Source organism: Staphylococcus sp. ACRSN (assembly GCF_022346615.1).
Classification (GTDB): domain Bacteria; phylum Bacillota; class Bacilli; order Staphylococcales; family Staphylococcaceae; genus Staphylococcus.
In genome coordinates this window covers 317,166-336,850 of record NZ_JAKRNS010000002.1, presented here as the reverse complement: position 1 = coordinate 336,850, position 19,685 = coordinate 317,166, and the positions used below count along the sequence as shown (strand labels likewise).

The 19,685-nt window shown below is 33.8% G+C and carries 29 protein-coding genes; 1 reads left to right on the top strand and 28 read right to left on the bottom strand.

What is annotated here, in order from left to right; translation table 11 throughout:
* Positions 1-3 precede the first annotated feature (3 nt).
* The 6 genes from MHZ36_RS03405 to MHZ36_RS03380 form a co-directional block, all read right to left on the bottom strand.
* Complete coding sequence (locus tag MHZ36_RS03405) at positions 4-510, bottom strand: Asp23/Gls24 family envelope stress response protein (RefSeq protein WP_239229609.1); 507 nt, start codon at positions 508-510, stop codon at positions 4-6.
* Positions 511-574: 64 nt separating this feature from the next.
* The gene (locus MHZ36_RS03400; RefSeq protein WP_239229608.1) at positions 575-814 is read right to left on the bottom strand and encodes a DUF2273 domain-containing protein; all 240 of its coding nucleotides are present in this window, start codon (positions 812-814) and stop codon (positions 575-577) included.
* A 12-nt stretch (positions 815-826) separates the two neighbouring features.
* On the bottom strand, positions 827-1,363 hold the full coding sequence (amaP, locus tag MHZ36_RS03395; protein ID WP_239229607.1) for an alkaline shock response membrane anchor protein AmaP: 537 nt from the start codon (positions 1,361-1,363) through the stop codon (positions 827-829).
* Positions 1,364-1,532: 169 nt separating this feature from the next.
* On the bottom strand, positions 1,533-3,071 hold the full coding sequence (locus MHZ36_RS03390) for a BCCT family transporter (protein WP_239229606.1): 1,539 nt from the start codon (positions 3,069-3,071) through the stop codon (positions 1,533-1,535).
* 148 nt (positions 3,072-3,219) lie between these two features.
* A complete protein-coding gene (locus MHZ36_RS03385) occupies positions 3,220-4,239 on the bottom strand; it encodes a zinc-binding alcohol dehydrogenase family protein (RefSeq protein WP_239229605.1) in 1,020 nt (339 codons plus the stop codon).
* A 27-nt stretch (positions 4,240-4,266) separates the two neighbouring features.
* Positions 4,267-5,268, bottom strand: a complete 1,002-nt coding sequence (locus tag MHZ36_RS03380) for an NADP-dependent oxidoreductase (protein ID WP_239229604.1) — start codon at positions 5,266-5,268, stop codon at positions 4,267-4,269.
* 137 nt (positions 5,269-5,405) lie between these two features.
* Between MHZ36_RS03380 and MHZ36_RS03375 the strand changes: the two genes are divergently transcribed.
* The gene (locus tag MHZ36_RS03375) at positions 5,406-6,404 is read left to right on the top strand and encodes an LLM class flavin-dependent oxidoreductase (protein WP_239229603.1); all 999 of its coding nucleotides are present in this window, start codon (positions 5,406-5,408) and stop codon (positions 6,402-6,404) included.
* A 35-nt stretch (positions 6,405-6,439) separates the two neighbouring features.
* Here MHZ36_RS03375 and MHZ36_RS03370 read toward each other — a convergent pair whose 3' ends face one another.
* The 22 genes from MHZ36_RS03370 to MHZ36_RS03265 all read right to left on the bottom strand — a co-directional run bounded on the left by MHZ36_RS03370 (position 6,440) and on the right by MHZ36_RS03265 (position 19,673).
* Positions 6,440-7,315 (bottom strand): alpha/beta hydrolase, encoded by an 876-nt coding sequence (locus tag MHZ36_RS03370; protein ID WP_239229602.1) that lies wholly within the window; start codon positions 7,313-7,315, stop codon positions 6,440-6,442.
* A gap of 197 nt (positions 7,316-7,512) precedes the next feature.
* A complete protein-coding gene (gene rpsI, locus MHZ36_RS03365) occupies positions 7,513-7,905 on the bottom strand; it encodes a 30S ribosomal protein S9 (RefSeq protein ID WP_239229601.1) in 393 nt (130 codons plus the stop codon).
* 19 nt (positions 7,906-7,924) lie between these two features.
* A complete protein-coding gene (gene rplM, locus MHZ36_RS03360; protein WP_239229600.1) occupies positions 7,925-8,362 on the bottom strand; it encodes a 50S ribosomal protein L13 in 438 nt (145 codons plus the stop codon).
* A 244-nt stretch (positions 8,363-8,606) separates the two neighbouring features.
* Positions 8,607-9,371, bottom strand: a complete 765-nt coding sequence (gene truA / locus MHZ36_RS03355; protein WP_239229599.1) for a tRNA pseudouridine(38-40) synthase TruA — start codon at positions 9,369-9,371, stop codon at positions 8,607-8,609.
* A 4-nt stretch (positions 9,372-9,375) separates the two neighbouring features.
* On the bottom strand, positions 9,376-10,182 hold the full coding sequence (locus tag MHZ36_RS03350; protein WP_239229598.1) for an energy-coupling factor transporter transmembrane component T family protein: 807 nt from the start codon (positions 10,180-10,182) through the stop codon (positions 9,376-9,378).
* Positions 10,172-11,035, bottom strand: coding sequence for an energy-coupling factor transporter ATPase (locus MHZ36_RS03345; RefSeq protein WP_239229597.1), 864 nt, complete (start codon positions 11,033-11,035; stop codon positions 10,172-10,174). The genes MHZ36_RS03350 and MHZ36_RS03345 overlap by 11 nt, the downstream gene beginning before the upstream one ends.
* On the bottom strand, positions 11,032-11,841 hold the full coding sequence (locus tag MHZ36_RS03340) for an energy-coupling factor transporter ATPase (protein ID WP_239229596.1): 810 nt from the start codon (positions 11,839-11,841) through the stop codon (positions 11,032-11,034). Before MHZ36_RS03340 ends, MHZ36_RS03345 begins: the two co-directional genes overlap by 4 nt.
* Positions 11,842-12,222: 381 nt before the next feature.
* Complete coding sequence (gene rplQ / locus MHZ36_RS03335) at positions 12,223-12,591, bottom strand: 50S ribosomal protein L17 (RefSeq protein ID WP_042739069.1); 369 nt, start codon at positions 12,589-12,591, stop codon at positions 12,223-12,225.
* Positions 12,592-12,609: 18 nt separating this feature from the next.
* Positions 12,610-13,554 (bottom strand): DNA-directed RNA polymerase subunit alpha, encoded by a 945-nt coding sequence (locus tag MHZ36_RS03330; protein ID WP_042739070.1) that lies wholly within the window; start codon positions 13,552-13,554, stop codon positions 12,610-12,612.
* A 76-nt stretch (positions 13,555-13,630) separates the two neighbouring features.
* Entirely contained in the window at positions 13,631-14,020 is a 390-nt protein-coding gene (gene rpsK, locus MHZ36_RS03325; protein WP_239229595.1) for a 30S ribosomal protein S11, read from the bottom strand.
* Between the two features lie 23 nt (positions 14,021-14,043).
* The gene (gene rpsM / locus MHZ36_RS03320) at positions 14,044-14,409 is read right to left on the bottom strand and encodes a 30S ribosomal protein S13 (RefSeq protein ID WP_042739071.1); all 366 of its coding nucleotides are present in this window, start codon (positions 14,407-14,409) and stop codon (positions 14,044-14,046) included.
* Between the two features lie 21 nt (positions 14,410-14,430).
* Positions 14,431-14,544 carry a 50S ribosomal protein L36 gene (gene rpmJ, locus MHZ36_RS03315; RefSeq protein WP_002482634.1) on the bottom strand — a complete coding sequence of 38 codons (114 nt, stop codon included), beginning with the start codon at positions 14,542-14,544 and terminating at the stop codon, positions 14,431-14,433.
* A gap of 31 nt (positions 14,545-14,575) precedes the next feature.
* Positions 14,576-14,794: a translation initiation factor IF-1 gene (gene infA / locus MHZ36_RS03310; RefSeq protein ID WP_001118443.1), complete on the bottom strand. Its 219-nt coding sequence runs from the start codon at positions 14,792-14,794 to the stop codon at positions 14,576-14,578.
* Positions 14,795-14,971: 177 nt separating this feature from the next.
* On the bottom strand, positions 14,972-15,619 hold the full coding sequence (locus MHZ36_RS03305) for an adenylate kinase (protein WP_119484361.1): 648 nt from the start codon (positions 15,617-15,619) through the stop codon (positions 14,972-14,974).
* 17 nt (positions 15,620-15,636) lie between these two features.
* Positions 15,637-16,929 (bottom strand): preprotein translocase subunit SecY, encoded by a 1,293-nt coding sequence (gene secY / locus MHZ36_RS03300; protein WP_239229594.1) that lies wholly within the window; start codon positions 16,927-16,929, stop codon positions 15,637-15,639.
* Positions 16,929-17,369, bottom strand: a complete 441-nt coding sequence (rplO, locus tag MHZ36_RS03295; RefSeq protein ID WP_239229593.1) for a 50S ribosomal protein L15 — start codon at positions 17,367-17,369, stop codon at positions 16,929-16,931. The genes secY and rplO overlap by 1 nt, the downstream gene beginning before the upstream one ends.
* Before the next feature lie 16 nt (positions 17,370-17,385).
* Complete coding sequence (rpmD, locus tag MHZ36_RS03290) at positions 17,386-17,565, bottom strand: 50S ribosomal protein L30 (RefSeq protein WP_002482630.1); 180 nt, start codon at positions 17,563-17,565, stop codon at positions 17,386-17,388.
* A gap of 16 nt (positions 17,566-17,581) precedes the next feature.
* Positions 17,582-18,082 (bottom strand): 30S ribosomal protein S5, encoded by a 501-nt coding sequence (rpsE, locus tag MHZ36_RS03285; protein ID WP_239229592.1) that lies wholly within the window; start codon positions 18,080-18,082, stop codon positions 17,582-17,584.
* 20 nt (positions 18,083-18,102) lie between these two features.
* Positions 18,103-18,465: a 50S ribosomal protein L18 gene (rplR, locus tag MHZ36_RS03280; protein ID WP_239229591.1), complete on the bottom strand. Its 363-nt coding sequence runs from the start codon at positions 18,463-18,465 to the stop codon at positions 18,103-18,105.
* A gap of 31 nt (positions 18,466-18,496) precedes the next feature.
* A complete protein-coding gene (rplF, locus tag MHZ36_RS03275; RefSeq protein WP_239229590.1) occupies positions 18,497-19,033 on the bottom strand; it encodes a 50S ribosomal protein L6 in 537 nt (178 codons plus the stop codon).
* 24 nt (positions 19,034-19,057) lie between these two features.
* On the bottom strand, positions 19,058-19,456 hold the full coding sequence (gene rpsH, locus MHZ36_RS03270) for a 30S ribosomal protein S8 (protein WP_239229589.1): 399 nt from the start codon (positions 19,454-19,456) through the stop codon (positions 19,058-19,060).
* Between the two features lie 31 nt (positions 19,457-19,487).
* Positions 19,488-19,673: a type Z 30S ribosomal protein S14 gene (locus tag MHZ36_RS03265; RefSeq protein WP_002482625.1), complete on the bottom strand. Its 186-nt coding sequence runs from the start codon at positions 19,671-19,673 to the stop codon at positions 19,488-19,490.
* Between the last annotated feature and the right edge of the window lie 12 nt (positions 19,674-19,685).

Below are 19,685 nucleotides of genomic sequence, written 5' to 3'. Positions count from 1 at the left end.
AGTTTATTGTAACCCTTTTTGTTCTTTGTTTGAACTCTCACTTTTTTCATTTTTTTGAGCCCATTCTTTCTTAGTCATTACATCTTCAACTCGCATGTTAACTTCTACAACATCTAAACCAGTGATATATTTAACTTGTTCTTTAACTAAGTCCGTTACTTTACGGAAAATTTTAGGAGCTGACTCACCATATTCTAACACTACTTTTAAATCGACAGCTGCTTGTTTTTCGCCTACTTCAACACTCACACCTTGAGTAACGTTATTGTTACTACCGAATGAACTTGAAATATTGTCAACGAAGCCGCCTTTCATTTCTAAGATACCGTGCACTTCACGTGCTGCAATACCTGCAATTTTTTCTACTACTTCATCTGAAAACGATAATTTATTTGAAAATTGAGGTTCTTGGTTTTGTTGTTGTTGCTCTTTTTGTTGTTCTCTTTCTTTTTCGTTAACTCCTGTTTGGTTGTCATATGCTTGTTTTGCTTTATTGTTATCTACTGCCATAATAAATTCTCCTTTATTATTTAAGTTTTTTGTATTTCAATTCACTAACACATTATAAAAATTTTTAACTCCATCGATTTAAGAAATTTAAAAAATCTTGCTTACGGTCTTTGGTATACCCTATACCTACGCCAATCAAACATAATATTATAATAAGTATTGTACTCCAGAAACCTAAAGTTAAAAATAAAATAGCAATTATTAAAAATGCTAAAAATCCAATGATTCTCCATTTAAAAGTTTTGAAGAAATCAATAACTTGTTGCGTTGAATCTTGACTATTTTGGTTATTATTTTGAGCCATAATTACCCTCCCTTACAACACGCGTTTGCCTGAGGTTTTTTGATCTCTAACATTAACCTCTAATTTTGATACTGGTAATTCTGTAAAATGTTCAACATTTTCTTTAATGTCATTTCGAATTTGTTCGGTAAGTGTTTTAACTTGCACGTCACCTGGAACAAAGAAATCTGCTTTCAATGTAATATGCGATTTTTTCTTTTTATTATATAATTTAGCAATTACATTAGGTTGGCGAACTTCATCATACTTCACAATCGTATCGTATGCTGATTTTTCAACTGCTTTTCGTGTCACAAAAATGTGACCATCTTCGAAATCTTTATAAAGTCCAGGTTTTCTATACGTAGGTTTAAACAAACTAAATACTAAGATTAGACCTATTAATAATAGTAGTGCTGCTAAGCCAATTAATGTCGGTACGAACCAATTAAATTGCATGAAGTAATCTTGATATTTCGTAATGCGAGAATCTTTAATAAACATGAATAATAAAAATCCTACTATAACTACGATTAACAGACCTAAAATAAAATTCTTTATGCGTTTCACCTCGTATGACACCTCCTATGCTTGTGTATTTATGTACTTGTCATACAAAAAAGATACCCTTAATTTTTAATTAGAAACATTTTATTATATTAATTTTTAATTGCCTATGATAAAACTTGTTCACACTAAATATTTTAATAACATCATTAGCTATTCTCTTTTTTCAATTTCATTTTTTGTCTGCCAAATCGTTTGTTTTACTACTATGAAATGAGTGATTTCCTCTTGGTTTTTCCTCAGAGATCGCTTTAAACAGTGAAAATATCATAACAATTATTACTATTGAAAACGGCAATGCAGCAATAATTAATAAATTTTGTATTGACTGTGTACCACCTGTATAGATCATTATCATTGCAAATAATGCTAAAATGACACCCCAACTTACTTTGATGAAACCTGTAGGATTTATACTGCCTTTTGCACTTAACATGCCCAAAACATACGTTGCCGAATCTGCAGACGTAACAAAGAAAATCATAATTACTACTAAGGTCACTATACTTAATATAAAGCCTAAAGGATAATGTTGTAATGTACTAAAGGTTGCAGTTTCAGTAGCTTCTTTTGCAATATTAGCTATATTATGTTGCTGTAAGTAAATCGCTGAAGTGCCAAATACTGCAAAAAATAAAAAACATACAACAGCTGGTACAAATAACACACCCAGTATGAATTCCTTTATTGTTCTACCTCGTGAAACTCTCGCAATAAATATACCTACAAATGGTGCCCATGAGATCCACCATGCCCAATAAAATATTGTCCATTGTTGTAACCATTGATATTTTTCTCCTCCATTTTGAGGAATACGTAAACTCATTTTAAAGAAATTAGCAATATAATCACCTAATGAATTTGTAAAAGTATTTAAAATACTTAAAGTAGGTCCAACACAAAATAAAGTAATTAAAACAATAAATGCAAGTAGCATATTTATATTACTTAAACTTTTAATTCCCTTATCAATACCTGACCAGGCAGACCATGTAAAAAGTATGGTAGCAATAATAATGATAATCACCTGTGTTCCAAAACTAGAAGGTATATTAAATAAAAAATTAAGACCTTCATTTATTTGTAATGCTCCAAAACCAAGCGTTGCTGCCACACCTGTAACAGTTGCTATAATTGCTAACACATCTATTGCTCCACCTAATGGTCCTCGCATTGCTTTGCTACCTAAAATTGGTGTTAACGTTGCACTTACTAACCCTGGATAGCCTTTATGAAAATTAAAATAAGCAAATACTAATCCAACAATGCCATATACTGCCCATGCGTGAATTCCCCAATGGAAAAATGAAAATTGCATTGCTTCATTTATAGCAGTTTGTGTACCTGCTTTATGTAAAGGCGTTAACGTAAACGCATGGCTGATTGGTTCGGCAGTAGTCCAAAAAACTAATCCAATTCCCATACCAGCACTGAATAACATTGCAAACCACGATTTCAATGAAAATTCTGGTTCTTCATTTTCATCGCCTAGCGTGATCGTTGCAAATCTTGAAAAAAGTAAATAAATACATACAATTAAAATGAATAATACAAGTAATAGATAATACCAACCAAAGTGTACAGCAATAAAATTTGTAATTGTCTGTGTTACTTTTTCTAATTGCTTTGGTAAGATTGCACCATAAACGACAAATAGTGTACAAATCGTCAGTGCGCACCAAAATACAATAGTGAATTTCTTACCATTCATTGAATGATTCCCCTCCTTTTAATCTATAATTTTATTACCCTATCTGATATTTGTTATGCGCAACTTACTGTCACTATATTTTCATTCAAAAAAATACCATCTACTTGACTATAAACTTTAGTCAAGTAGATGGTATTTGTATTATCAATTATGTTTTATCTGAAACTTCAATCACCAACTTGCCAATCATTGAATGACTTTCAAGTAATTTATGCGCCTCATATAAGTTTTCCACGGTTAATCCATGTAACACTTTATTGCTCGTTGGTTTATACTTTCCAGATTCAATTTTTTCAGTGATGTCTAATAATAACTCTTGATGTCGTTGCATATCTTCAGTTTCATGTAAAGGGCGTGTATACATATATTCGTGTGTAAAGGTAACACTTTTATTTTTTAGTAAATTCAGATCTTGATTTTCTTTAAATGCTACTATTGTAGCAACTTTCCCTCGTGGTTTTACTAATTCAATCATTTTCTCAAAATAATAATCTGTATCAAAGGTACAAAATATATAATCTACTTCTGATATTTCATATTTCTCAAATTCTGAACTTAAATCATTTTTATGATTAAGGACAATTTCTGCCCCCATCTCTTTGGACCATTGATATGTTTCTTCACGAGATGCTGTAGTTATGACATGTAAGCCATGCTGTTTAGCAATTTGCGTTGCAATACTTCCAACACCACCTGCACCATTGATAATTAAGATTGACTTACCTTTATTATCATCCGGGTTATGTGAAATATTGAATACATCAAATAGTGTTTCTGAAGCCGTTAAACCAGTGAGTGGAATACTTGCCGCTTCAATCGCAGTTAAATTTTTGGGTTTTCTTGCTACCAGACGACTATCTACAAGTTGGTGTGTCTGATTTGAACCTTGATAAGTTGGTGAACCAGAGTAATAGACCTCGTCACCAACTTGGAAATTTTTAACTTTGTCACCTATTGCTTCTACGACACCTACAGCATCAAAGCCTAACACACGTGGTGCATGAGTCACCGATGATTGTCTAATTTTAGTGTCCACCGGATTTATACTAATTGCATCTATTTTCACCAATAACTCGTATTGCTTTGGTTCCATTGATGTTACTTCAAATTCGTAAAATTGATTACCATCAGATAAATTAAAAGCATTATCCGCTCCAATTGCTCTCATTACATGCACTCCTTCAATATTGTTTAGTTAATCTTTAATCTTAACTACTTGTTTACCGAAATTATCACCTGTAAATAAATTGCGAAATGCTTGTGGTAAATTTTCAAAGCCTTCTTCAACAGTCGTCTTAGTTTTAATTTTATCTTCAGCAATCCATTGGGCCAAATCTTGACTTGCTTGTTTATAATCATCTGAGTAATTTGCTACCACAAACCCTTTCATAAGTGCTTGAGCTTTAATTAACGTCGGTTGAATTCGAGGTCCATATTCAATTTCAGTATCATTATAACCAGAAATTGCACCACAAACTGGAATTCTAGCAAATTGATTTAAATGTTTAAATACTTCATCTGCTATTTCACCACCAACATTTTCAAAATAAACATCGATACCATTTGGCACTGCTTCACTTAATGCAGAAGCAAAATTTTCATCTTTATAATCTAGTCCAACATCAAAACCTAGCGTTTCAGTTAAATAAGTTGTTTTTTCCGATCCACCTGCTATGCCGATGACATGAGCACCTTTTAATTTAGCAATCTGACCTACTACTGAACCAACAGCACCTGATGCCGCAGATACGACTACAGTTTCACCTTCTTTAGGTTCACCAATTTTAAGTAAACCATGATAAGCTGTCTGCCCTGGCATACCTAAGACACTTAAATAAAGATAAAGTGGTACATCGGTATTTGATACTTTAATTACCTTATCACCTGGAATATTTGCAACTTTTTGCCAAGGTAATCCACCTGTGACGATGTCTCCTTTTGTAAATTTACTATGATTGGACTCCGTTACTCGTGCTACCACATGGCCGTTTAGAGCTTCATCTAATTGGAATGGTTGAACATAAGATTCACTATCACTCATTCTACCTCGCATATAAGGATCTACTGAAATATAAAGTGATTCAACTTGAATCTCACTTTCACTTGGCTGATCTATTTCAACAGTTTCATATCGAAAAACCTCATCTGTAGGTAAACCTACGGGTCTTTTAGCTAATACAATTCTTTCTGTTTTCATTTTATAGCCTCCATTCATTTATTTTATATTGATTATCTAACTCAAGCAATCAAATCGCTTATAATCTATTTTATGTTCATGTTATGATTTACTGGATTAGTTAGTGGCTGTAAAACAGATATAAAGGGGGATAACTCGTGAAACTGAGCATCTTGGACTATGTACCCATCTTTCAAGATTGCAATGCTACAGAAGCATTTAACCATGCAATTGAACTCGTACAATTAGCAGAACAATTAAACTTTGAAAGATATTGGGTTGCAGAACATCATCAAGTATATTCAGTGGCCTCAAGTGCACCTGAAATAGTCATGATGTCACTCTTAGAACAAACTCGTTCAATACAAATTGGCAGCGGTGGCGTAATGTTAGGACATTATAGTCCTTATAAAATCGCAGAGCAATTTAAAATCATGGAAGCACGTCATCCAGAAAGAGTAAATATTGGTACTGGTCATTCACCTAGTTTTAAAAATGTAAATCAGGCTTTAAACGAGCATAAATTACAACGCGCCGATTATGAAACACAAATTGAAGATTTAATTCAATATTTTAATGGTGACACAGAACATCATCGGTTTAAAAATATCGCTGTAACGCCTATAGTTGAAACTAAACCTCCAATGTTCATTTTAGGAATGAGTAAAAATAGTGCCTCACTTGCAGCGGAAAAAGGATTACCTTTTGTCATTGCTTTAATGGGACAATCCACTGATCAAATCAAAAATGTAATTGCACATTATCGGCAACAGTTTGAAGCATTACATCCTAATAATCAAGGTTATGTGATTGTTTCCACCTTTGTAGTGACCGCCGATAATCAAGAAACTATTAATGATTTAGAGTTAGCATTACATTTTTGGTTATTACGTATTAATTATATTGACCAACCGCAATTCTATGCTTCACCACAATTTGTAAAAGAAAGACACTTATCAGATAGAGAAATAAATAAAATGAAGCAAAATAAAAAGCGTGTTATTTCAGGTTCACCTAATGATGTATACCAACAACTGCAACAAATTGAATCACTATATGGCGCTGATGAAATCATGATTCAACCTCATGTTTATGGTGAAATAAATCGAAAACAATTACTTCAACTTATTGCAAAAGAAAATAAAAAATCAACGTAACCTATGTGTTAGTTACGTTGATTTTAACTTCTATGCTATTTATTCCAAATAAATGCATTAATTTCATCCGCGACAACTTTATAATCATGTAAAGCACTATGCTCCCCATTTTCCCCTTCTACTTTAAATGTTCTATAAGAATTTACATAACCATTTAAAAGAGATTTAAGAGATAATGAAGATTGATTTGTCACCTTTCCATCTGAATGTGTTCCGTCTTGTAGATCTCCATAAACATTTAACACATCCACTGACTTTTTAGGATAGTTATATTTCATCTGTTGTAAATCTTTATATTCTTTTTTCATTTTATCAGGCTTGCTATTTTCATCTAATTTCACTTGATTAGGTTCATCATTTCTACCTAAAATACCATTATATGGAGCACCTGTATTTACTTGTTTATTTAGTTTTGGTAATGATTTATCGTCACCATAATTTAACATATAGTAGCCTAATGTTAAATTCCCCATGGAATGCGCAACCATATTGAATTTACTATAATTTATCTGATTATTTGTTTCAGTAATTACATTCTTAAACCATTCGGCATTTTTATTATAATCCCAATTTTTATTGTCTTCTAATATAATTTGAACAATAGGATGTGGATCATTTTTATCAAACTTTCCATCAAATGTAACTTCTCCATTTGAAGATACATGTGCCTTTATAACCTTATCTGTCACACCTTTATCAATTGCAGAATTTACTAAGTATCGTTCTGACTTTTCAGAGCCTGAATAGCCATGCAAATAGAAAGTGGGCTCTGGTTTTTTTTGAGCTTCTTGTACTTCAGCTTTAGCTTGGTTATGTGTTGTTAACAAATATAATAGTGACATTATAATAAGTATGACAATAAAGCCACATATAAATAATCTTCTAAACATACTATTTTTTTGCAATATCAACTTTAAAACACCTCTTATAAAAATATTAGTATATAATTATGCTATACACTATTTATTTCATACCCGAGAATGTTGTGATTACCCTTTTCATATAGAATATTTAAACTAACTACATATCATATTAAAAAAGTTTACAAAAAAAGCCCCCAACAAAGTTGAGAGCTTCTGGAAACATCGTTGTTCGTATGAACCAACAATTAACGTTTTGAGAATTGTGGAGAACGACGTGCTTTTTTAAGACCTGGTTTTTTACGTTCTTTCATACGTGGGTCACGAGTAAGTAATCCAGCGCGTTTTAAAGAACCTCTGTATTCAGGATCTGCTTCTAATAATGCACGAGCAATACCATGACGGATTGCTTGAGCTTGTCCAGTGAATCCACCGCCAGAAACGTTAACTAATACATCATAGTTACCTTTAGTTTCTGTAACATCAAAAGCTTGGTTTATATCTAAAATTAATGATTCGAATGGTAAGTAGCTACGTACATCACGGCCATTAACTGTAATGTTACCTTCACCTGGTACTAAACGTACACGTGCTACTGAGTTTTTACGACGGCCTGTGCCTTTATATTCAACTTGTGCCAATGTAATTTCCTCCTTTTAATTAACCACGTAACTCGTAGTTTTCTGGTTGTTGTGCAGCGTGTGGATGTTCAGCGCCACCATATACAAATAATTTTTTACCTTGTTTTTCGCCTAAACGAGTACTTGGTAACATACCTTTAATTGAGTTTTCAATTAAACGTTCTGGGTTTGATGCTTTTAACTCACCAGCAGTGATTGATTTAATACCGCCTGGGTGGTTTGAGTGACGGTAATAAACTTTATCTTGTTCTTTATTACCTGTAAAATGAATTTTTGAAGCGTTAACGATGATTACATAATCACCAGTATCAACGTGTGGTGTATAAGTTACTTTATTTTTACCGCGTAAAATAGATGCTACTTCTGATGATAAACGACCAAGTGTTTGACCTTCAGCATCAATAACATACCATTTGCGCTCAATGTTTGATTCATTTGCCATAAATGTTTGACGCATTATATTGTCCTCCTAGAGTAAATAAACAAGATTTTTTGTTTAATAGTAGTATACTTTTAAATCATAAATTTCATTTATTTTATTAATTTTGTTCTACGTGCTTCTATATCTTGTGACACAATAAGATTCCGGGGCTTATCGTGGGTGATATAAAACAATACCGTTAGTAATCGTATAATTTTTAAGTCATTTTGTCAATGTAAATTAGGAATTTTCTAAAGAAAAATTTTATAGCATTTTCATGCTAAACCTCATATGTCTCAATGAGTTCATCCAATGTGAGATAGATGCGCTCTAAGTACAACCCTTCCGGGGGTGCGGTGAAAGGAATTTTATTTCTATCCTTAGCTTCTAAAAGGTGTGGAATTTCTTCAGGTTCCCTTTTGCCTTTCCCAACTTCAATTAAAAATGCTACTAACACTCTCACCATATTATAAAGAAAACCTGAACCAGTTACAACGTAATCAAAACCATCTGTAGTTTTAATTATTTTGCTACCGAATAAAGTACGAACTCTACTTTCAGTTTCTGTTTTTTGTGAACAAAAACCAGTAAAATCATGTGTACCTATAAAATATTGTGCTGCTTTGTTCATTTTTTCAATATCCAAATCTGCAGGTATATGTGTTTTTAATCCACTTTGAAACGGATCTTTAGTTTCAGATTGATAAATCTTATAGCGATAAGATTTTCCTACACAGTCATATCGACAATGAAAATGATCATTCACTATACGTACATCATTAACTAAAACATCATCTGGCAAGGCACGGTTCATTGCATATTTCCATTGATGTGTTGGGATTTGAAGCTCTGTATCAAAATGAAAATACTGTTCGAGTGCATGAACGCCACGATCAGTTCTACTTGTTGCATGAATTCTTATATGGCGTTTATGAATTCGTTTTAGAATTTTTTCAAATAATTGCTGTACCGTTCTACCATTTTGTTGAATTTGAAATCCTAAAAATTGGCTTCCTTGATATGAAATATTTACCAAAACACGCATGCTTTTACACTCCTAAAATTTTCAATGCAAATAGTATTATAGCAATTGGAATTAACAGTAATAACACTACTGTATCTTTCCATTGCCAGTGTAATCTTCTATAACTAGTACGTTGCTTTGTTGTGTCATAACCTCTCACTTCCATAGCAATCGCTAAGTCTTCAGCTCTTTGAAAAGCTGAAACAAACAATGGTATTAATAAAGGTAGAAACGCCTTAATACGATTTACAATTCCTCCAGAACTAATCTCAGATCCTCTCGATTTTTGCGATAAGATAATCTTGTCTAATTCATTCATTAAAGTTGGTATAAATCGTAAAGCAATAGACATCATCATACTGAGCTGATGAACTGGTACTTTAATCCATTTTAATGGTGTTAATAACTTTTCAAAAGCATCTGTTAAATCGATAGGACTCGTAGTTAACGTCATCACTGTAGATATCATAATGATAAACATTAATCTTAAAACGATGTAAATACCTTCTAAGACCCCATGCGTATCAATTGAAATAAAACCAATTTCTATAAGGCGCGTACCACCTTTAGTCAAAAAGAGATGCATAGCAAAAGTAAAAATTAAAAATATCCAAATTGGCGTTAAACCTTTAACTAAAAACCATAGCTTAATTCTAGAAAGACGTACAAATATCAAAATTAATAGTAATAACCATAGATATGTAGAAAAGCTATGTGCCATAAATATCAAAATAATAAATACCATTACAAAAATTAATTTAGCTCTTGGGTCTAAACGATGTACCAACGTATCAAGTGGAAGATAACGGCCTATAATAAATTTATCTTTCATTTTGAGCCCACTCCTTATACATCTCTACAAATTCGTCTTCAGTTAAAGATACTTTATTAAATTTGATTTGATGTTTTGCTTCAATATCACGTTGTAATTTCACGATATTTGGCACATCCAAATTTAATGACTCAACATAATTTGAATTACTAAACAGTTTTCTCGGTGAGCATGATTCAACGATTTGTCCGTCTCTCATAATCTTTACTTCATCAGAATAACGTGCAACATCATTCATTTCATGCGTTACTAAAATTATTGTTTTGTTGTGTCTCATTTGCAAATTTTTAATCATTTGCATAATTTGTTTTTGACTCTTTGGGTCTAAACCTGCAGTAGGCTCATCAAGAATCACAATATCTGGATTCATTGCCAAAATAGATGTTATCGCAATCTTTCGCATCTGCCCGCCCGACATCTGAAATGGGGACTGTTGTAGCACATCTCGACTAAAGCCAAATTCTAACAACAATCGAAATGCTCTTTCTTTCACTTCTGAAAGTGGCATATTGAAATTGTTAGGACCAAATAAAATCTCTCTTTCAACTGTATCTTCAAATAGTTGTGCTTCAGGAAATTGAAATACAACACCTACACGCTTACGTAAAGGCATCAAATACTTATCTTTTGTCTTTGGCGTAATCTTTATATCATTAATAGACATTGTCCCTTGAGAGGGCTTTAAAAGGCCATTAAAATGTTGTATTAAAGTTGACTTTCCAGAACCTGTTTGACCAATAATTGCATAATATTTACCTTGCTCAAATTCGGTCACAATGTCTCTAAGCGCACGATGTTCAAATGGAGTTCCTTTTTGGTAGACATAACTCACTTTATTAAAATTAACTGTCATAGTTCACTTAACAACCCTTCATAAGTGATATACTCAGATTCTTCTCTTAACATTTGGTTCATTCTCATTGAAAATGGCAAATCGAGTCCTATTTTAGTTAGTTCTTCTCCATGGCTAAATACTTCTTTTGGTTTACCAATTTTAAAGATACTACCCTCATTTAATACAATCATTTGATCCGAATCTGCGGCTTCTGATAAATCATGAGTTACTGATATAATCGTTACATCTTTTTCAATGTTTAAATGTCTTATTAAATTGAGCAATTCAGTTCTACCCGCTGGATCAAGCATTGAAGTTGCTTCATCCAATACAATTACTTTGGTATTCAGTGCTAAAACACCAGCAATGGCGACACGTTGCTTTTGACCTCCAGATAAAGATTGTGGCTCATAATCTAATCGATCTAACATATCCACATCCTTTAATACTTTGGGAACAATCTCACGCATCACATCATGTTCTATTGCATGATTTTCTAAACCAAATGCAACATCGTATTCTACAGTTGCACCTACAAATTGATTTTCCGGATTTTGAAAAACAATGCCAATATGCTCTCTTAAATTATTCAAATGCTCAGGCTCCATACGTTGGTGGTCAAAATATATATCACCCTCTAATGGTTTTTGAATACCTATCATCAATTTAGCAATCGTAGATTTTCCAGAACCATTGTGACCGACAATCGATGTCCATTTACCTTTAGGTATATCAAAGGATACATCATTTAATGCGAGCGGTTCATCACTATTATATTTAAAAGATACATGATTAAATTTAATAATATTATCCTGTGATTCCATATCGATTGCCTCCTTAACATTTAAATTTTATATACTCCATCTATTTTACATGAAAATGATACATATTGCATATAACAATATTGGAATCTCCAATCCCTAAGTACTTCTTATGCATGCAAATTGTGCATGCATTCCTTTTTCACTCTAAAGAGTTAAGGTTCTATGGTTCGCTATTGCTTCGCAATTGCATAAGTCCCCCTAAACTCTAAAGAGTTAAGGGGGACTAAACAAAAAAAGCGCGCACCCCATCATTTATTTTTTGAGTTCACGCTTTAAAATTTATTAAGTTTGATGGGGTACTCTGAGCTAGACAATATTTGTATGTGGCAAACATTATCGTTGCACTCATTTGCTTTATATATAGTAGTACGTATATTTAAATTAAACTAATTCGATAATTACTGATTCAGCACCGTCTCCGCGACGAGGACCTACTTTAAGAATACGAGTGTAACCGCCTTGACGTTCGTTATAACGTTCAGCAATTTCACCAAATAATTTTTGAAGTGCAGTTTGCGTAGTTTCATCTTCATTTAGGATTTCAACGTTACGTAAAGTTTTAGCTGCTTGACGGCGTGAAGCTAAATCTCCGCGTTTACCTAAAGTGATTAATTTTTCAACAACACTACGTAATTCTTTCGCACGAGCTTCTGTAGTTTCAACACGCTCACTAACGATAAGTGAAGTAGCTAAGTCGCGTAACATAGCTTTACGTTGATCAGAAGTACGACCTAATTTTCTGTAACCCATGAGTTAACCTCCTTTATATTAATCTTCTTTTCTTAAGCCTAAACCTAAGTCTTCAAGTTTATATTTAACTTCTTCTAATGATTTACGTCCTAAGTTACGAACTTTCATCATATCTGCTTCAGATTTATCAGCTAATTCTTGAACAGAGTTTATGCCAGCACGTTTTAAACAATTATAAGAACGAACAGATAAGTCTAATTCTTCAATTGACATTTCAAGCACTTTTTCTTTTTGATCTTCTTCTTTTTCAATCATGATTTCAGCATTTTGTGCTTCATCAGTCAATCCAACAAAGATATTTAAGTGTTCTGTTAAGATTTTTGCTGCTAAAGATACAGACTCTTGTGGTGTGATTGAACCATTAGTCCAAACATCCAAAGTTAATTTATCAAAATCACTACTTTGACCTACACGTGTATTCTCAACTGTATAGTTTACACGTTCAACAGGTGAATAAAGTGAATCCACTGGAATTACACCAATTGGTAAATCACTAGTGTTATTTTGTTCTGCTAATGCGTAACCTCTACCCTTGTTAGCAACAAGACGGATTTTTAAATGTCCACCTTTAGATACAGTTGCAATTTTAAGTTCAGGATTTAGAATTTCAACATCACTGTCATGAGTAATGTCGCTTGCAGTAACTTCGCCTTCATCTTTTACATCAATTTCTAAAGTTTTATCTTCTTCTGAATAGATTTTTAACGCTAAGTTTTTGATGTTCATAATGATTGTTGAAACATCTTCAACCACATTGTCTATTGCTGAGAACTCGTGTAATACTCCTTCGATTTCAATGTACTTGACGGCTGCACCTGGTAATGAAGATAGTAGGATACGACGTAAGGAGTTTCCTAGTGTAGTACCGTAGCCACGTTCTAGTGGTTCAACAACGAACTTACCGAATTTAGCATCATCACTAATTTCAATTGTTTCAATTCTAGGTTTTTCGATTTCAATCATTTACAAATATCCTCCTTGATTACGTCGACTTGATTTGTACTGTATTTCTCAGTGACCTGCGACAATAACAATAAAATTAAACGCGACGACGTTTTGGTGGACGACAACCATTATGTGGTACTGGAGTAACGTCACGGATCGCAGTTACTTCTAAACCAGCTGATTGTAATGCACGGATAGCTGATTCACGACCAGGACCAGGACCTTTAACAGTAACTTCTACAGATTTCAAACCATGCTCCATAGCTGATTTTGAAGCTGTTTCTGAAGCCATTTGAGCCGCAAATGGTGTTGATTTTTTTGATCCTTTGAATCCAAGTGCACCTGCTGATGACCATGATAAAGCATTACCAAATTCATCAGTAATAGTTACGATTGTATTATTGAATGTTGAACGAATGTGTGCCACACCGTTTTCAATATTCTTTTTCACTTTACGTTTACGAGATACTTGTTTACGTGCCATTTAAATTTTGCCTCCTTTACCTATTATTTTTTCTTGTTAGCTACAGTTTTAACTGGGCCTTTACGAGTACGAGCATTGTTTTTAGTTTTTTGTCCGCGTACTGGTAAACCACGACGGTGACGGATACCACGGTATGATGAGATTTCCATTAAACGTTTGATGTTTAAGTTTTGCTCACGACGTAAGTCACCTTCTACTTTATAGCTGTCTACTACTTCACGGATACGACCTAATTCGTCGTCAGTTAAATCTTTAGTACGAGTATCTGCTGATACATTAGCTTGCTCAACAATTTTGTTAGCTGTAGTTGTACCGATACCGTATACATATGTTAATGAGATAACAATACGTTTTTCACGTGGAATATCTACTCCTGCAATACGTGCCATAATTATTTACACCTCTCTTTATTAGCCTTGTCTTTGTTTGTGCTTAGGATTGCTACAGATTACCATTACTTTACCTTTACGTTTAATGACTTTACATTTTTCGCAAATAGGTTTTACTGATGGTCTTACTTTCATTTTAATACCTCCCTATATTATGGAGTGACGATTATTTATAACGATAAGTAATTCTTCCGCGTGTTAAATCATACGGAGACATTTCTACTGTTACTTTGTCGCCAGGTAGAATACGAATATAATTCATTCTGATTTTACCACTTACGTGTGCAAGAATCTCATGACCATTTTCTAATTCTACTTTAAACATTGCATTTGGTAAAGTATCTAATACAGTACCTTCTAATTCAATTACATCTTGTTTAGCCATTTATTAACTTCCCCCTTTTTGCGGTAGTTGGTTATCGTCAATAATCAACTCTAACCATACGAGTCTATTAGTGTTGTTAATAAGTTTAACAAAATCAAAATGAATTACTTAATCGCATTGTCACTCTTATTTAATTATACTTTTGGCATTTCATAGACCGTACAAAGTTGAATTTGATTATAGTTGCTCTAAAATATTAATAACGTCTTCAGTAACTACATTAATATCTCTAGAGCCATCAATGTTCTTCAATACGTCTTTATTATCATAGAATTCTAAGATAGGTTTAGATTGCTTAACATTGACGTTTAAACGATTAGCAACTGTTTCTGGGTTGTCATCTTCACGTTGATATAATTTACCACCGTCTAGATCACAAATGCCCTCAACTTTTGGAGGATTAAATACAAGATGATAAGTCGTTCCGCATTTTTCACAGATTCTACGACCAGTAAGGCGGTTCATTAGTTCTTCTTCAGGTACCTCTATATTGATAACAGCATCAATTTTTCTATCTAATTCTTGCATGATTTCACTTAATGCTTCAGCTTGTTCAATAGTACGAGGAAAGCCATCTAACAAGAACCCTTTTTTCGCATCGTCTTCAGAAATTCTTTCTTTAACGATACCCACAGTAACTTCATCAGGGACTAATTCTCCACGATCCATGTATGATTTAGCTTCTTTACCTAAATCAGTTTCATCTTTAATCGCTTTTCTGAACATGTCGCCAGTAGATATGTGTGGAATTGGGAATTTCTTTACAATTTCACTCGCTTGAGTTCCTTTACCTGCTCCAGGTAAACCCATTAAAATGATATTCATAAGTGCCCTCCTACAATTTATCTACCACCAAAGCCTTTATAATCTTTCTGACTTACTTGTGCTTCAAGACTCTTCATTGTTTCAATTGCAACACCAATTACAATTAGTAAACTTGTACCACCAACTTGAATGGTTTGCGGTAAGCTCATTACTTTTGTAGCAATGATTGGAAGAATTGCAATAACAGCTAAGAATATAGAACCAACAAACGTCAAACGATATAGAACTTTAGTAATATATTTTTTAGTTTGCTCGCCAGGTCTAATGCCTGGGACATAACTTCCTTGTTTCTTCAGGTTGTCTGCCATCTTTTCAGGATTAACTTGAATAAATGCATAGAAATAAGTAAATGCTATGATTAATATCACATATACAACCATACCATAATTATTTGACGGGTTAGCGACGTCTGCCACTTTTTGAGCCCAACTAGCATCAGGGAAGAACAATGTTAATGTTCTTGGTAACAAGAAAAACGCCATTGAAAAGATAACTGGTATTACCCCTGCAGAGTTAACTTTTAAAGGTAAATAAGTTGCTTGTGAACCTAAACGCTGTGTTGATTGTTTTTTAGCATATTGTATCGGAATTTTACGAACAGCTTGTAAGACGTAAATCGCTCCAACTGTTAATAATATCATTCCAACGATTAATCCAATTACTTTCAACCAAGCCATTGTAACATCATCTTGTCCAACAAATGCTTGTTGATAGAACTGAATTAATGCTGAAGGTATTGACGATAATATACCTGCAAAGATAATTATTGAAATACCATTACCAACACCGAATTGAGTTATTTGTTCACCTAACCAAATTAAGAATGCTGTTCCAGCTGTTAAAACAATAGCAATTAATAAATAACTCATTATCGATTGATCCATGATCAATTGACCTTTAAGATAATTATTAAATTGGAAAGCCATTCCTATTGATTGGATAAAAGCAAGTACAATCGCAAAATAACGTGTGACGTTATTTAGTTTCTTTCTACCTGCATCACCTTGTTTCGCCCACTCTGAAAACTTCGGAACAATATCCATTTGTAATAACTGCATAACGATTGACGCAGTAATGTAAGGCATTATACCCATAGCAAAGATAGAAAAGTTCTTCAAGGCTCCGCCACCAAATGTGTTTAACAAATCAGTGACACCTTGAGAACCTTGTTGACTGTCAAAGGCAGCTGGGTTAACCCCAGGTGCTGGAATATAAGTACCTATTTTAAAAATCACTAACATTGCGAGTGTAAAAAAGATCTTGTTACGAACTTCTTTAGTTTTAAAGAAGCTCACAAGCGTTTCTAACATTAGATCACCTCGTGTGCTCCACCTTTAGCTTCGATAGCTTCTGCTGCAGTTGCAGAGAATTTGTGAGCTTTCACTGTTAACTTTTTGTCTAGTGAACCTTTACCAAGTATTTTAATACCTGATTTTTCACTCTTAACTACACCAGATTCTACTAATAAAGCAGGAGTTACTTCAGTACCATCCTCAAATTTATTAAGTTGGTCTAAGTTAACAATAGCATATTCTTTACGGTTAATGTTAGTAAAACCTCGTTTTGGTAAACGACGGAATAATGGTAATTGACCACCTTCGAAACCTGGTCTTACACTTCCACCTGAACGAGCTTTTTGACCTTTTTGTCCACGACCACTTGTTTTACCATTACCTGTAGCTGCACCACGACCTACGCGGTTACGAACTTTACGAGAACCTTCTGCTGGTTTTAACTCATGTAATTTCATTTCGGCACCTCCTTAATTATTTTTCTTCTACTGTCACTAAGTGACTTACTTTGTTGATTTGCCCACGAATAGCAGGGTTATCTTCAACAACTACTGAAGAGTTTGTTTTTTTCAAACCTAAAGCTTCAACAGTTTTACGTTGTGTTTCTGGACGACCTATAACACTACGAGTGAGGGTAATTTGTAATTTAGCCATAACTTATTTTCCCTCCTTAATTGTATAATTCTTCTACTGATTTGCCACGTAATTTCGCAACTTCTTCAGCATTTTTAAGGTTTTTTAATCCATTGATTGTAGCACGAACCATGTTGATTGGCGTATTTGAACCTAGAGATTTACTTAAGATATCAGTGATACCAGCTAATTCTAATACGGCACGAACAGGGCCACCTGCAATAACACCAGTACCAGGTGCAGCTGGTTTCATAAATACGCTTCCTGAACTGAATCGTCCAGTGATAGTGTGAGGTGTAGTACCTTCAACACGTGGAACTACAACTAAATCTTTTTTAGCTGCTTCTACAGCTTTTTTGATTGCTTCAGGTACCTCTTGTGCTTTACCAGTACCGAATCCGACGCGACCATTTTTATCTCCAACTACTACTAAAGCAGTGAAACGGAAACGACGACCACCTTTTACAACTTTTGCAACACGATTAATCGTTACTACGCGTTCTTCAAATTCTTTCGCTTCTTCTTCTCTACGAGCCATGTAAATGTCCCTCCTTTAAATTAAAATTCTAAACCATTTTCACGAGCTGCATCTGCTAAGGCTTTAACACGGCCATGGTATAAATATCCTCCACGGTCAAATACGATTGTTTTAACGCCTTTTTCGATAGCTCTTTTTGCTACAGTTTCGCCGACTTTAGCTGACAATTCAACTTTTGATCCATTTTCACTAGCTAAGTCTTTATCTTGTGTAGAAGCTTGAGCTAATGTTTGGCCGTTTACATCATCGATTACTTGAGCATAGATATGCTTGTTTGAACGATAAATGTTTAAACGAGGTTTTTCAGCTGTGCCAGATAATTTAGTACGGACACGTGCATGTCTTTTTAAACGCACTTTGTTTTTATCAATTTTGCTGATCATTTTATTACTCCTTTCTTTTGAAAGTTATTTATTATTTACCAGTTTTACCTTCTTTACGGCGAACGTATTCACCTTGGTAACGAATTCCTTTACCTTTATAAGGCTCTGGAGGTCTTACTGAACGGATGTTTGAAGCGATTGCTCCAACTTGTTCTTTAGAAATACCAGCTACTGTAACTGTTGTGTTTTTCTCAACAGAGAAAGTAATACCTTCATCAGCTTTCATCTCAACAGGGTGAGAGTAACCAACGTTAAGTATTAAGTCATTACCTTGCATTTGAGCACGGTAACCAACACCAACTAGTTCAAGTGTTTTTTGGTATCCTTCAGATACGCCTTGTATCATATTACTGATTAAAGCACGAGTTGTACCATGCACTGTTCTATCATCTTTAGAATCAGTAGGTCTTACAACTTCTAATGTACTTTCGTCTTGTTTATATGTCATTCTTTCGTTAAATGTTCTTGATAATTCGCCTTTAGCACCTTTAACAGTAATTGAATTTCCTTCAATAGTTACTGTTACGTCGCTAGGGATGTCAATAATTTTTTTACCAACACGACTCATGTTATCGCACCTCCTTATTTATTATTACCAAACGTAAGCTAAGATTTCTCCGCCAACATTACGTTTTCTTGCTTCTTTGTCAGTGATAACACCTTCTGAAGTTGATACTAACGCAATACCTAAACCGTTAAGTACTTTTGGTACTTCGTTTGCTTTAGCATAAACACGTAAACCTGGTTTAGAAATACGTTTCAATCCAGTGATAACGCGTTCGTTGCTTTGACCATATTTAAGGAATAAACGAATTACACCTTGTTTATCGTCTTCAACGTATTCTACGTTTTTAATGAAACCTTCACTCTTTAAAATTTCAGCAATTTCTTTTTTAATGTTTGATGCAGGTAATTCTAATTTATCGTGACGCACCATGTTTGCGTTTCTTACACGAGTTAGCATATCTGCAATTGGATCGTTGATTGTCATTGATTGTTGCCTCCTTTCAGACTTTTATATATTACCAGCTAGCTTTACGAACGCCAGGGATTTGGCCTTTATAAGCTAATTCACGGAAACAAATACGGCATAATTTGAATTTACGGTAAACTGAATGTGGACGTCCACAACGTTCACAACGTGTATATTCACGTACTTGGAACTTTTGTTTTTTTTGTTGCTTAGCAACCATTGAAGTTTTAGCCACTTAATTAGCCTC